Source organism: Streptomyces sp. NPDC051214 (assembly GCF_040682375.1).
GTDB lineage: Bacteria > Actinomycetota > Actinomycetes > Streptomycetales > Streptomycetaceae > Streptomyces.
In genome coordinates this window covers 1-13526 of record NZ_JBFBAT010000008.1, presented here as the reverse complement: position 1 = coordinate 13526, position 13526 = coordinate 1, and the positions used below count along the sequence as shown (strand labels likewise).

The following is a 13526-nucleotide window of genomic DNA, read 5'->3' as shown; positions in this document are numbered from 1 at the left end:
GCTGTAATGGTCTTGTGCACCTCAACCCTTACGGCGAGGAGGTCGTGAATCTGGCCGCCGACCTCGCCAACCGACGCCCCAAGACCCCCGGTGAACTCGCGGACCGCTGCCGCGCCGCCGGACTCGTCCTGGAGCGCCCCGTCACGCCGGGGGACCTGGACCGCGCGCAGGACGCGCTGGACCAGTGGGAGAAAGTCGTCGACGCCGCCGAGGAGAACGAGCGTGCCGGACTGCTCAATCAGATGCTCGCGGCATCCGCGGCCCACCCCCGGCTGACCGACCACGCGGGCTCGGGCTGGCACCTGCACTACCGCGAGGACCGGCAGCCGCTCGGCGCCCTGCTGCATCAACTCATCTCCGTGGGCACGGCGCTGCACCTGTCCGGGCGGGGGATGCACCGGCTCCGGCGGTGCGCCGTGACCGAGTGCGTCACGATCTTCGCCGACACCTCACGCACCGGGCGGCAGCGTTACTGCTCCCAGCGGTGCGCCAACCGGGACGCGGTCCGCCGACACCGGGCGCGGGGCCTGCGCGACTGAATCCGCCCCCAAATGCCGGGCGCGGGGCCTGTTTTCCGGGCGGACTTCTGGTATTCACTCCTGGGATCGATCGCCGTCCGCGCGCTCACGTTCGCTGCGTGTCGACGCGCGTTCTCGAGCGCTCCGCGCCTGCGCCCGCAGGTGCGCCCATGTGCCCACAGGTGTACCTACGCGATCCGGGAGTCCCCGTGGCCCTAGCCCGCCGCCCCCTCACAGCCGCCGCGAAGGCGTCGGTGGTCGCCGTCGCCGCCGCGGGACTCCTCGCCCCCGGCGTCCTCGTCGACCGCTACGGGGACAGCGCTGCCGCCGCCGCCCCAACTGCCGCCGCCCCCGCACCGATCGCCGACTGGCCGCACGAGCGCCTCGCCCCCGGGGTCGATCTGTACCAGGGGAGCGTCTCGGGGCGTCCCGGCGCCGATCACTGGACGGTGACCGTGCGGGCGAACGGCGCGCATCTCGCCGCCGAGCGGGACGCGCGGGCGCTGGCCCAGAAGGTGCGCGGGGCCGGGTTCGGCGCGCGTACGGAGGCTGTTGCGTGGCCGCGGGGTTCCGACCGGCGCGGGGTGGTCGGGGTGCGGGTGCGGGTGGGGGAGTACGGCACCCGGGCCGAGGCCGACGCCGGACGCAAGGCCCTCGCCGACGCCGGATTCGACGCGGTGAGCGAGTGGACCGGCGCCGACGGTGTGCCCGGCACCGGAGTGGCCCGCGTCAAGGTGGCCGTCGTCGATCCGAAGCGCTACGGCGGCGCGATGAAGGGCACGTACGGCACGGGGGTCGCGGGCCGCGAGACGGTGAGCGCCCTGGCCGCGGGCGAGGACGCCCTGCTCGGTGTCAACGCGGGCTTCTTCGTCATGGAGGGCAAGGACGGCGTGCCGGGCGCGGCGGCCGGCATCGCCGCGTACGACGGGGAGTTGCAGAGCGCGGCGACCAGCGGCCGGATCGCCGCGGTGCTGCGCGGCGACGGCCTGCGCCCCGAGTTCAAGAAGCTCAGGACGGACCTCCGGGTCCGCGCGGGGTCGGCATCCGTGATCGTGGACGGCATCAACCGCCTCCCGGGTCTGATCCGCAACTGCGGCGGTGTCGGCGGCGATTCCCCGACCGAACGCCCGCAGCACGACGTGACCTGCACCGACCCCGACGAGATCGTGAGGTTCACCGACGAGCTCGGCGCGGACACCCCGGCGGGCGAGGGCGTGGAGGCGGTGCTCGACGCGAGCGGGCACGTACGGGAGGTGCGTGCGCGCGGTGGCGCGGTGCCGGAGGGCGGCAGCGTCCTCGCGGGCATCGGTACGGGTGCCACCTGGCTGCGTACGCACGCGAAGCCGGGCGCCGCGTTGGACGTGGACCAGCGGATCCTCGACGAGCGGGGCCGGAAGCTGAGGCTGGGCCCACAGGACGACATCGTCAACGGCGGCCCCGAGCTGGTGCGCGGCGGCGAGGTGGCGGTCAACTACGGCGCCGACGGCATCGTGCGCGCCGGTGACCGTTCCTTCGCGTACACCTGGGGAATCAAGCGCAACCCGCGCATGCTCCTGGGCGTCGACCGGCAGGGGCGCCTGCTCCTGGTGGGCGCGGACGGCAGGCAGCCCGGCTTCAGCGACGGCCTCGGCCTGGGCGAGGCGGCGGAGCTGATGAAGTCACTGGGCGCGGTGCACGCCATGGCCCTGGACGGCGGCGGCTCCGTCACGATGACGGTGAAGGGCAAGACGATCAACTCGCCGTCGGACGGCACCGAACGCCCGGTGGGCGACGCTCTGTTGCTCACACGCTGACGGGAAGACGGCGGGGACCGCGGACCAACAGGCCGGGACGGTAGGGGAGTTGAGTCGGGTCGGCCGTCAGGTGGAGCGTGGGGAAGGCCGTCAGGAGCCGGGGGAGCGCGATCGTCGCCTCCAGGCGGGCGAGCCGTGAGCCGACGCAGAAGTGGGGCCCGTGGCCGAAAGCGGCGTGCGGCGCCGTGCGGGTGCCTTCGGGCGTCGGTGTCCCGTCCGGGAGGTGACGGCCGGGGCGGAAGGTGTCCGGGTCGGGGAAGTGGCGCGGGTCGCGGTTGGCGGCGGCGAGCACCGCGAGGACGGAGGCGCCCGTGGGTATCACCACGCCCTCGCCGAGGTCCACCTCCTCGGTCGTGTGCCGCCACGTCGTGCCCTCCAGCGGGCTTGCGTGGCGGAGCGTCTCCTCGACGACGGCGGGCCAGCGCGCGGGATCGCGGCGGGCCGCCGCCAGCTCATCGGGGTGGGTGAGCAGCAGCAGCGACGCCGATGCCAGCAGGTTCATCGTGGTCTCGTAACCCGCGAAGAGGAGGAGGAACGCCATGGCGAGCAGTTCCCCGTCGTCGAGCCCGCCTTCCTGGGCGGAGCTGGAGCCTGCGTCTTCCTGGCCGGAGCTGGAGCCTGAGTCCTGGGTCAGCGTGCTGAACAGGTCGGGTCCGGGCGCCCGCCGCTTCCGAGCGATGAGCTCGGTGAAGTATCCGTACAGACCGGTCCACGCCTCGTCCACCGCCCCCGGCTCCAGCGCGTCGGCGGGCGAGCCGACCCGGTAGGTCCACCCGCAGGTCCGCGCGGTCGGCCTCCGGCACCCCGAGCACCTCGCCGATGACCAGCACGGGCAGCGGAAAGGCGAAGGCGTCGACGAGGTCCACGCTGCCCTCCCGCCGCACCTGCTGCTCCATCTCCCGCAGGAGTCCGGCGGTCAGCTCCTCGATCCGGGGCCGCAGCGCGTCGACGCGGCGCGGGGCGAACGCCGCGGTGGTCAGGCGGCGCAGCCGGGTGTGGTCGGGGGCGTCGGAGTTGAGCATGTGCCGGGCCAGGCAGGCGCGGGCGTGCTGCGCGGGCGAGTCCGCCTTCGGCCGTCCGGCGCCCTGCGGGGGCACGTTCGAGAAGCGAGGGTCGGCGAGGACGGCCCGTGTCCGCTCGTACCCGGTGACGAGCCAGGCGTACGTCCCGTTGGCGAGCGGGGCCCGCGTGGCGGGCCCCTGGTCGCGCAGGCGGGCGTAGTACGGAAACGGGTCACGTGCGAAGGCGGGATCGGCGGGGTCCAGAGGAGCGATCATCCGCTCATCCTTGCCGCGCGGGCCCCGCCGCGAAGTCCCTGTCACCGCCAGGAACAGCGGACCGGACCTTGTGGGAACCGGACAGCAACCATCCGTGCAGGCAGAGGCAACGGAGCGTGACGGGGGCTACGGGCTGTGACGCCCGCAATGCGGGGCCGCTTCGTGGAAGCGGGCGATCACGAGATATCTTGATGTCGAGCAATGTTGCAGACGTGGAGCGGAGCACCCGGTGACTGACTCGACCATCATCTACACCCAGACCGACGAGGCCCCGGCCCTCGCGACCTATTCGTTCTTGCCGGTGGTCAGGGCCTACGCCTCGACGGCCGGGGTCGCCGTGGAGAGCCGTGACATCTCCCTGGCGGGGCGCATCATCGCTCTCTTCCCCGAGTTCCTCGAGGAGAGCCAGCGCATCGACGACGCCCTCGCCGAGCTGGGCGAGCTGGCCAAGACGCCCGGCGCGAACATCATCAAGCTGCCGAACATCTCGGCCTCCACCCCGCAGCTGAAGGCGGCCATCGCCGAGCTGCAGTCGCAGGGCTACGCGCTGCCGAACTACCCGGAGGACCCGAAGACCGACGCGGAGAAGGACATCCGCGCGCGTTACGACAAGGTCAAGGGCAGCGCCGTCAACCCGGTCCTGCGCGAGGGCAACTCCGACCGCCGCGCCCCCGCCTCGGTGAAGAACTACGCCAAGGCGCACCCGCACCGCATGGGCGCCTGGACGGCCGACTCGAAGACGAACGTCGCCACCATGGGCGTCGACGACTTCCGCTCCACCGAGAAGTCGGTGACCATCGCCGAGGCCGACACGCTGCGCATCGAGTTCACCGGCGAGGACGGCAGCACCACCGTGCTGCGCGAGTCCGTACCGGTCCTGGCGGGCGAGGTCGTCGACACCTCCGTCATGCGTGTGGGTCCGCTGCGTGAGTTCCTCACCGCGCAGATCGCCAAGGCCAAGGCCGACGGCGTGCTGTTCTCCGTGCACCTCAAGGCCACGATGATGAAGGTCTCCGACCCGATCATCTTCGGCCACGTCGTGCGCGCCTTCTTCCCGAAGACGTTCGCCGCGTACGGCGATGCCCTTGCCGGCGCGGGCCTGAGCCCGAACGACGGTCTGGGCGGCATCCTCAACGGCCTCGACGCGCTTCCCGAGGGCGAGCAGATCAAGGCGTCCTTCGAGGCCGAGCTCGCCGAGGGCCCGGAGCTCGCGATGGTCGACTCCTCCAAGGGCATCACGAACCTGCACGTGCCCTCCGACGTCATCGTCGACGCCTCGATGCCCGCGATGATCCGCACCTCCGGCCACATGTGGGGCCCGGACGACGGCGAGCACGACACCCTCGCGGTGCTGCCCGACTCCAGCTACGCCGGCGTGTACCAGGTCGTCATCGACGACTGCCGCGCCAACGGCGCCTTCGACCCGGCGACGATGGGCTCGGTGCCCAACGTCGGCCTCATGGCGCAGAAGGCCGAGGAGTACGGCAGCCACGACAAGACCTTCGAGCTCGCCGCGCCCGGCACGGTGCGCGTCCTGAACCAGGCCGGCGACGTGGTCCTGGAGCAGGCCGTCTCCACCGGTGACATCTTCCGGATGTGCCAGGCCAAGGACGCCCCGATCCGCGACTGGGTCAAGCTGGCCGTCAACCGCGCCCGCGCGACCGGCTCGCCGGCCGTGTTCTGGCTCGACGAGACCCGCGCGCACGACGCGCAGCTCATCGAGAAGGTCAAGGCGTACCTGCCCGAGCACGACACCGACGGTCTGCAGATCGAGATCATGTCGCCGGTGGACGCGACCGCGTTCTCCCTGGAGCGCATCCGCCGCGGCGAGGACACCATCTCGGTGACCGGCAACGTGCTCCGTGACTACCTCACGGACCTGTTCCCGATCCTGGAGCTCGGCACCAGCGCCAAGATGCTGTCGATCGTCCCGCTCATGAACGGCGGCGGCCTCTTCGAGACGGGCGCGGGCGGCTCCGCCCCCAAGCACGTCCAGCAGCTGGTCCGCGAGAACTACCTGCGCTGGGACAGCCTGGGTGAGTTCCTCGCCCTCGCCTCCAGCTTCGAGCACCTCGCGCAGACCACGGACAACGCCAGCGCCCAGGTCCTGGCCGACACCCTCGACCGCGCGACGGCGACGTTCCTGGAGCAGGACAAGTCGCCGACCCGTCGCATCGGCGGCATCGACAACCGCGGCAGCCACTTCTACCTGGCCATGTACTGGGCCCAGGAGCTGGCCAAGCAGACCGCGGACGCACAGCTCGCGGAGTCGTTCGCCCCGCTGGCCAAGACGCTGGTCGAGCAGGAGCAGACGATCGTCGACGAACTGAACGGCGTCCAGGGCTCGCCCGCCGACATCGGCGGCTACTACCAGCCCGACGAGACGAAGGCCGCATCGGTGATGCGCCCGTCGGCCACACTGAACAAGGCCCTGGCCCTGCTGGGCTGAGGCAACTTCGGCTGACAGAGGTCCGCCCCGGTGGGAGCTATCCCACCGGGGCGGACCTACGTCAGCAATGGTTACGCCGCAGCCTGTCCCCTCAGCGATGAGGGCGGCTCCGGAGGGGCGCCCGCCTGCCGGACCTCGACACCGTCGTGTGCGGTCAGTTCCTGTTGCGTCTCGTGGAGCTCCGCAAGCAGATGCTTCACCCGCTCTTCCAGGCACGGGCCGGCGATATCCCTCGGGACTGTCACCCAGACCGGCCCGCCTAGCGACGTATCACCGACGGCGTGACCGAAGAAGCCCTTGGCGTTGCTCTGGTGCTCCACGATCCGCACGCCGCAGTAGCCGACCAGTTCCTGCAGGGATGCGACGGCTTCCGGGCGGGCGTACTCGCGCCCCTGCGCGATGAACTCATTGAGACAAGCCCGCAGTCGGTCGGCCTCGTCGAAGGTCATCGACACGTGGTGCCACTTCTGGGTGGTGCCGATGGTGATGTCGATTTGCGGAAGCGGAGCATGAGGCATGTGCTCCATGACGAGGTCGAGCGTCTCTGGCTCCCTCCCATACTTGGTGTGCACCACCGGATGGAGTGCCAGCTCCATGCTGTCCTCCTCCGTGGCATGGAACTGATCGGCCAGAAGCCCGGTCACGCTGTGCTCCTCCTGGCCCCGGTACTGGCACCAGGGCGGACAGGGGGCGACGAATTCCAGGGGATGAGCGGCGGCCGGGCAGAGGTCGACGGCTTCGGCAGCACCGCCGAGGATGACGGCTTCGAACCGGTGCCGCAGCCCTCGGAGCCGCAGGGCGAAGGCCTCCAGGCCTGTGATGAACGCCCCCAGGGCAGCGGGGTCCAGTTCAGCCGTACCGTCGACGGCCGAGAGCCACAGGCGGGGCTGCTCGCCGCGCGCTTCCTCGTCGTGCCCAAGGCCGATCTGCACGGACAGCAGGGGGACTTCGAGGCTCGGGCTCATCTCTGACGGGGCATGCAGACGCACCGGGACGCTGACATGACTTCCGACTGCTTCCGCGTGCGCCTCGCGGGCACACCAGGCGGGACACTCGTGCTCGGCCGGGTGCAGGGGCAGAACTGCAGTGGTGGACATGGTGTCTCCTCTGTCTGGGAGTGGTTTCCTGTCCAGCAGTTTTGATCCCGCTCATGGGCATCACGCCCTAAGCTCCCAAACTGGATATAGGTCCCGTTCGTCCAGGTCAGGCTGCGCCCTCCAGCACCCGAAGGCGGCTCGACGCACCGCTCTGCCAGGGGCAGTTGGCCCCCGGCCGGTTCCTGTGACCGTCCAGGCGACACGCTGCGACTGGCGGAGCGGAGGGAGAGGGCGAGCCGTTGACATCGGCTTTGGCAGTTCGACCCCATCACGTTCCGGTTGCTGCCGCCGGCCGGCGGGGTGGCTAGTCAGAGATGCCGTGTACGCCCATATGCGGTGCCATTGATGTGAGCCGCAGATGCCGGACACCTTGTGATCCGTGCCTCTACGTGTGGCGGAGGTTGCTGTACATCGCGGGCCACCCTGGAGGACGGCGAGGAGCGCCGTGCTGTGGAGTAAGGCCTTGAACAGCGATGAATGAGACGGAAACTGAGACGGGCGGGCGCGCCATCGCTGCATGTCAAACGGTCGCGCGGCGTCCCGCCCGGCAGGCATACTGGCTAACCGCCATACAGCCACGATGCCTGCTGGACCCACGGTGACCACGTGCCTCAGAATCTGGCGGTATGGATTCGACCTCCCTGGCAGCACTGATCGCTGCGACGGTCACCGCTGGCGGGTGGATTGCAAATCACACGCTGTCCGCCCGAGCCGATCTGAGGCGAAGGCAGGCCGAAGCGAGGCTCACTCACGTAGAACACCAGCTGGAGCAGCTCTACGGACCGCTCCTGTTCCTGGTCGAGGAGGGGCGATCGGCCTTCCATGACTTCTGCGACACGCTTGGTCGCAACTACGTGTTCGCGGCGGGCAGGGCGCTCAACTCGGAGGAACAGGACCTTTGGCTGTTCTGGGTTGACCACGAGTTCATGCCGCGCAATGAGGCGATCCAGAACCTCCTGTCCTCAAAGACCCACCTGATCGTGGGTGACCGGATGCCCGACTCCTACCTGGCTTTCATCGACCACTACAACTCATGGCGTGTGACCCACATGAGGTGGAAGGAAGAGGGCGTGCCGTACTCCTGGCACTCCAAGGCGAACTGGCCAACGTCGTTCGAGACAGAAGTGATCGAGTCCTACGGGCGGCTCAAGAATCTGCAGATCCAGCTGGCAGGCCTGGTGAGGGGCGTGGAGGCTTGACCGCGTTCGCAACCAGCGACGCTGTGCCACGAGGTCGACGCCCTTAGTTTGGAAAGCTTGGGCCTTCTGCAGGCGACGGGAGAGGAACAAAACCCGTTCGGCTCGCAGATCCGCACGCATGTGGTCGCGTAGCGTCTGGGGTTCCAGAGTCGCCCAACGAGACCAGCCTTCGGCGGACACAGTGTCGATGTGTACGGGACGGACGGCGATGAGCAGGACCACGAGTGCGATCACGAGGCACATCGCGCCGACCGCACCGACAGCCAGTACGGTCGCCTTCTGGTACTTGGAGCTCTGTGTTGCCACAAAGCCAAGGCCCACTCCGGTCATCGCCAGCACCATGCTTGCTTTGGCGTCAGCCCGTGCGAGTTCGCTGGTGAGGGTCCTGAGGGCGTCATTCAGGCTGTCGGATGAATGGTCGACGCCACGGTTCAATCCCTGTGTCATGAGGCCTCCGTCCCCTGTTAACGGAGACGTTGACAGTCGGCTACTGGCTCGTTCCGCGCCGAGCAAACCGATGCGCCTTATCCACAGACCGCTTCGTCTCGAAGCAACTTGGGATGCTCGCCGTCCCAGGGCTGCTGGACCTGTCACCTGCGTTGATGGTCCGCTGACGTCCACGGTTGTTCGCGGTTGTGCGTCGCGGTTGTCACGCAGTTAGACACTCACCATGCCTGGCAGGAGGAGCCGTGGTCGCAGCCCACTGATGGGAGTCCGGCTACCCACGCTGGTATCTGACTGTGCATGCTCGCTCTGATCTACACGTCGTGCAACACCGCAACGACGTTGTGGTCCCTTGTGGTTGCCATCCTTGTCGTGTTGGCCGTGGCTTGGTACGTCCGCCGCGGGCGATAGGTCCGACCCCCGCTTGGGGAGAGCGTCGGGGGCCAAATCCAAGGCCGCTCGACCGCAGCCTGTAAGTCCAGGCGGCGACGCTACTGAACACCTCTGTCTGGTCCGTTGATGTAAGCCGTAGATGTCACTGCCTCCGACGTCAGAGATGACGCTTGGCGGTCATCACGAGCTGTTGGATCTCGTCCCGAGTCTCGCTTCTACGCACGTCGAGTTCGGCACGGGAGTCGGTCTTGTACAGCACCGTGACGTTTGCGAGCGCCTCGGCGGCAGCTTGGCTCAGCGTGGCATCGTCCGTGAGCATCTGGGCACGGAACAGCGCTTCTTGTGCGGTGGACCGGAGGTCGTAGCTGCGAATACGTACCTCGTCGGCGTCCCCTGGAGGCGGCTGCTCGTTCAGGCAGAACCACAAGTGCACCAGGCTGCGACGGTAGTTGATGAGGGAGCCGGCGTACGCGGAGTACGCGTCGAGTCGCTCTTGCCGAAGGCGCTCAGACCGTGTGAATTGGTGTCCCTCCTCTGCCGTGCGTCGCTGGACAACCAGGGCGATCCCTGAGCCGAGCAACGTGCCGAGGACTGCTATGGCGCTCGCGATGATGGCTTCCACGCTGCAAGACGATCACACAAGGCGTGACTCGGCGGGGAGTTGACCCAAGCGCGATCTACCAACACGCTTTCCAATTGTGGTGGTGGAGCCTGGGGCTCTGAACGGGGCCGTTCACCTGCGTTCATGGTCGGCCGGTCGCGAGAGCTGCTACCGGCTTCCGTCCCGCCTGAACGGCCGTGAACGGCGCTGAATGAGACGGAGACTGAGACGGAAGCATGCCCCCAGCTTAAAGGCCTGAGCTGGCCCTCCTGGGGGGCGAAGCAGACCAGCCCCAATGAGTCTGCGACGGCCGCTGCGTAGGCAGAGGCCTCCTCAGCCATGCTCCAGCGGATCGGGAAGTAGATCAGCGGCCTCGATGGTCTCGGAAGTGTTCGCTCGCAGAACGGTCACGGCCTCCATTGCTTACGGGGTGCCTGAAGCGTGATCTCTGAGTGTGGGACGGCTTGCGGTCTTCCCGTCTCAATCGGCGCGTCTGAGGGTGTACGGCCAGGCCAGCGTGGCGCATGCTTTTCCCGTAGGAGCCAGACAGTGTTCCGGACGCCGACAAAGTTTGGCATAGTCGCTCTTCTCAGAAGTGCTACCGGTATGATAGTTGAGGGCCTGTGCATGCGCAGGTGCTGTGCGCGGACAAGGGGAGATCCTAATTGGACGCTATTCTGCTGGCTCAGGAAGTAACACCGTATGTCGCTACTGCCGTAACGGCTTATGGAACAGCAGTGCTGACCCGTGTCGAGGACATCGCTGCTGATGCGACTGCCTCTTTCGGTCAGCGCCTTCTACAGCGATTGGTCAGGCGCGACGAGGCAGCGGGTAATGTCACTGATGAACAGACGGCTGTGATTGATGCGGTCAGCAGCCTGGCGCAAAATGCCGACGACGACGATTACCTTGTCGCTGTACGTCTTCAAATCCGCCGTCTTCTAGCGGCTCACCCAGACCTTGCGCAAGATATTGCCAGCATGATGCAGTCTGCCCCGACTGTTGGCGATCACATTGAATTCCATGGGCCCATTTTCGGCCCAGTGCAGGGTAAGGGAGAGCAGCGGAACTATTTCAACAGGGGGAGCTCGTGATCCGTCCTGAAGGCGCACGAAATGGCGACCATGTGGAGTTCAAGGGCGGTATTATCGGTCCCGTATTGGGGAGCGGTAATATGGAAAACATTTTCAACTTCTCAGACGTACGGACTCCTTCACCTCGCGCTCTTGAGTCTTTGCCAGTTGGACCGGTCCGGCTTGTGGGGAGGGAAGCGCTGGCGGGTGAGTTGCTCTCGTTGCTTTCACCAGAGCGACCGACGAAAACACCAACTGAGGCGGTGGTTGTTTCTTCGGTATCTGGCTTGGCGGGCGTAGGAAAAACTGCGTTGGCTCTGTATGTCGCGCACGTTGCCCGAGATAAACAATGGTTTCCGGGCGGAACGATCTTCGTAGACCTTCATGGCTACGATCCAAACGGTTCTATTGCGGCGGACCGAGTTTTAGCTCCCCTGATTAGGGCTCTCGGAGTTCCGGATAATGAAATTCCTGGCAGTTATGAGGGAAGAATCGGCGTCTACTTAAGTCGGCTAGCAGACTTGGCCGATCAGGGTCTTTCAGTTTTGCTGGTATTGGACAATGTGTCCAGCGCTTCTCAAGTTACTCCATTGCTTCCCGGACGCCCGGGGCACCGCGTAATAGTAACTTCCCGGCACACTCTTGCTGAACTGCCAGCACGATTGATTGATATCGAAACACTTGCACTGCAAGATGCTATCAGCCTAATTGCGCAGTCTCTGGCGGACGCACGGCCAAGCGATAGTCGGCCCCAGGAGGAGGCTGAAAAGCTTCAAGAGCTAGCTAAATTGTGTGGTTGCCTACCGCTAGCACTTCAAATAGCTGCTGCCCTCCTGAAGGCGGAGCCGCGTAGGCCTGTCGCCGATCTACTGGAAGACCTACAGGACATCAATAGTCGCTTGCGAACCCTGCGATACGACGATGGCGAGGGGCGCTCAATGGCGGTCAAGGCTGCTTTTGATCTCTCATATGACCGCTTGAAGCCCGAGCAAGCACGGATTTTCCGTCTCATGTCCCTCTGCCCCGGCCAAGAGGTATCTCTGGAGGCCGCAGCAGCTTTGGTTGGTGAATCTGAACGTGAGGTTCGACCGCTGGTTGCTGGATTGGCTCAGGCGCACTTGGTCGAGCCGCTCGCTGTGGGCCGCTGGCGCTTGCATGATCTAATCCACCTCTACGGTAAAGAGCTCTGCCAGCGTGTTGATGCGGAAGTCGACATTAGTGACGCTCTGGATCGCCTAATTAGGCATTACCAGATAACCGCGCACGAAGCTGACGATGCGTTGGACATGCTACGTAAGAATAATGGCCCGAGGCGCTTCAACTCGCCACAGGAGGCACTGTCCTGGCTGGACCAAGAGCGAGCCACCATAATGGCCTGCATCGACGTGGCAAAGGAAAGGGATCCTGAAGCCGCATGGGCTCTCATTCTTCATTCTGGGAAGTACCTCTCGCAGCGGCACTATTTTGACGACGTCATTAGCAATGTGCAGACTTCCATCGAGATTGCCAGTAGTCAGGGGTGGAGTAATCGCGAGGCCTTCGCGACGGAAAGGCTTGGCTCATTTCTCCACGCGATAAGCGCCCATGAGGATGCGATACAGGCCTACCGTCGTGCAGCAGAAATCTTGGCTGAAGTCGGGGATCGCCACCGTGAGGGGCACTGTCTATCTGGCCTCGGAGACGCGCTAAATAGCGCATGGCGTTATGATGAGGGAATCGTAGCTAAGCGGCGCGCGGTGGATATTTTCCGTGAAAACGGGGACAGGGACTGTGAAGCCGATGCCCTCAACTCGTTGGGGAGATCGCTGAGTTCGCACGGCAAATGGCGAAACGGTGAGGCTCTAGAGTCCCATCGTGCAGCCCTTAAAATCTTCCGCGAGATCAGGAAGCGTCGCGGCGAAGCGGTCAGTCGGGACTATATCGGCGTGCTCATGATGGATGCGAAACGGTATGATGAAGCCCTAGAAATGCATCGTGAGGCGCTTGACATATTTCGTGAGATTGGCCGTCGTGACGACGAGATGGTCGCTTTGTCATTTTCAGGGGATGCACTAAGCGGAGCCGGAAGGAATGCAGCGGCGGTCGTAGCCTATAAGCAAGCCCTCTCGATCGCGAGAGAGCTTGGGCGACGCGGGAACGAAGGTCATTATCTAGAAAGTCTAGGGGGCTCTTTTCGGAGTCTTCGGCTTTTTCAGGAATCTCTAGACTCTTACTCTCAAGCGTTGGATATATGTCGAGAGACGAAAAATCTGCACCGTGAAGCGCACATTCTGGCATCTTTGGCGGATTCGTTTGATGGGCTAGGTCAACACGCAGAAGCTGTGGCCGCCCGCAGAAGGGCCGGTGACCTATTTGCGGCAACCGGGGTTAGAAGCCGAGAGGCACGGGGGCAGGGGTAAGGTCCTGACTCCGCAAGGTTGCGCAATGGGGGCTTGCTCGTAGGTTCACAAGTAGGTCGGCGGAGCGGCTTTGGGCTGGAGCTGCTTTGGGGCGAGTGATCATGGCCCCGTAAGCTCATCGCGAGTCGGGCAGTCTGTGGACCTAACGTCGCGTCGCTAAGGGCCAGTTGGGGCGCGTGTGGGTGCGTGGGGGTTGACGGCCATCGAGACCCCTGGCAGGTCGGATAGCGGTGAGAGATCTGACCTGTGGAGCCTCGATGTCTTGTCATCGTGTCACCGCAAC

The 13526-nt window shown here is 65.8% G+C and carries 10 protein-coding genes and 1 pseudogene; 7 read left to right on the top strand and 4 right to left on the bottom strand.

The features are described from left to right. Positions 1-14: 14 nt before the first annotated feature. Both AB0M70_RS21455 and AB0M70_RS21450 read left to right on the top strand, forming a co-directional pair. Entirely contained in the window at positions 15-539 is a 525-nt protein-coding gene (locus tag AB0M70_RS21455) for a CGNR zinc finger domain-containing protein (RefSeq protein ID WP_365821572.1), read from the top strand. A gap of 188 nt (positions 540-727) precedes the next feature. After that, positions 728-2311: a phosphodiester glycosidase family protein gene (locus AB0M70_RS21450; protein ID WP_365821571.1), complete on the top strand. Its 1584-nt coding sequence runs from the start codon at positions 728-730 to the stop codon at positions 2309-2311. Here AB0M70_RS21450 and AB0M70_RS21445 read toward each other — a convergent pair. Then, entirely contained in the window at positions 2301-3035 is a 735-nt protein-coding gene (locus AB0M70_RS21445; protein WP_365821570.1) for a cytochrome P450, read from the bottom strand. The genes AB0M70_RS21450 and AB0M70_RS21445 overlap by 11 nt on opposite strands. 95 nt (positions 3036-3130) lie before the next feature. Between AB0M70_RS21445 and AB0M70_RS21440 the strand changes: the two genes are divergently transcribed. Both AB0M70_RS21440 and AB0M70_RS21435 read left to right on the top strand, forming a co-directional pair. After that, a complete protein-coding gene (locus AB0M70_RS21440) occupies positions 3131-3532 on the top strand; it encodes a hypothetical protein (protein WP_365821569.1) in 402 nt (133 codons plus the stop codon). Positions 3533-3817: 285 nt separating this feature from the next. Next, entirely contained in the window at positions 3818-6037 is a 2220-nt protein-coding gene (locus tag AB0M70_RS21435) for an NADP-dependent isocitrate dehydrogenase (RefSeq protein WP_365821568.1), read from the top strand. Between the two features lie 71 nt (positions 6038-6108). On the opposite strand, the gene AB0M70_RS21430 is transcribed toward AB0M70_RS21435, so the two are convergent. Next, the gene (locus tag AB0M70_RS21430) at positions 6109-7002 is read right to left on the bottom strand and encodes a hypothetical protein (RefSeq protein WP_365821567.1); all 894 of its coding nucleotides are present in this window, start codon (positions 7000-7002) and stop codon (positions 6109-6111) included. Positions 7003-7760: 758 nt separating this feature from the next. On the opposite strand from AB0M70_RS21430, the gene AB0M70_RS21425 reads away from it, so the two are divergent. Then, the gene (locus tag AB0M70_RS21425) at positions 7761-8333 is read left to right on the top strand and encodes a hypothetical protein (RefSeq protein WP_365822416.1); all 573 of its coding nucleotides are present in this window, start codon (positions 7761-7763) and stop codon (positions 8331-8333) included. A 93-nt stretch (positions 8334-8426) separates the two neighbouring features. Here the strand turns inward: AB0M70_RS21425 and AB0M70_RS21420 are convergent. Both AB0M70_RS21420 and AB0M70_RS21415 read right to left on the bottom strand, forming a co-directional pair. After that, positions 8427-8663, bottom strand: a pseudogene (locus tag AB0M70_RS21420) (Pycsar system effector family protein); the annotation flags it as partial. A 664-nt stretch (positions 8664-9327) separates the two neighbouring features. Then, on the bottom strand, positions 9328-9792 hold the full coding sequence (locus AB0M70_RS21415; RefSeq protein WP_365821566.1) for a hypothetical protein: 465 nt from the start codon (positions 9790-9792) through the stop codon (positions 9328-9330). 644 nt (positions 9793-10436) lie between these two features. Here AB0M70_RS21415 and AB0M70_RS21410 point away from each other — a divergent pair. Both AB0M70_RS21410 and AB0M70_RS21405 read left to right on the top strand, forming a co-directional pair. Continuing rightward, a complete protein-coding gene (locus AB0M70_RS21410) occupies positions 10437-10865 on the top strand; it encodes a hypothetical protein (protein ID WP_365821565.1) in 429 nt (142 codons plus the stop codon). After that, complete coding sequence (locus tag AB0M70_RS21405) at positions 10862-13243, top strand: tetratricopeptide repeat protein (protein ID WP_365821564.1); 2382 nt, start codon at positions 10862-10864, stop codon at positions 13241-13243. Before AB0M70_RS21410 ends, AB0M70_RS21405 begins: the two co-directional genes overlap by 4 nt. Positions 13244-13526 lie beyond the last annotated feature (283 nt).

Coding starts and splice junctions, on each gene's coding strand:
- AB0M70_RS21425 (WP_365822416.1), top strand. CDS start 7,761: ATGGATTCGACCTCCCTGGCAGCACTGATCGCTGCGACGGTCACCGCT.
- AB0M70_RS21440 (WP_365821569.1), top strand. CDS start 3,131: ATGACCAGCACGGGCAGCGGAAAGGCGAAGGCGTCGACGAGGTCCACG.
- AB0M70_RS21430 (WP_365821567.1), bottom strand. CDS start 7,002: ATGAGCCCGAGCCTCGAAGTCCCCCTGCTGTCCGTGCAGATCGGCCTT.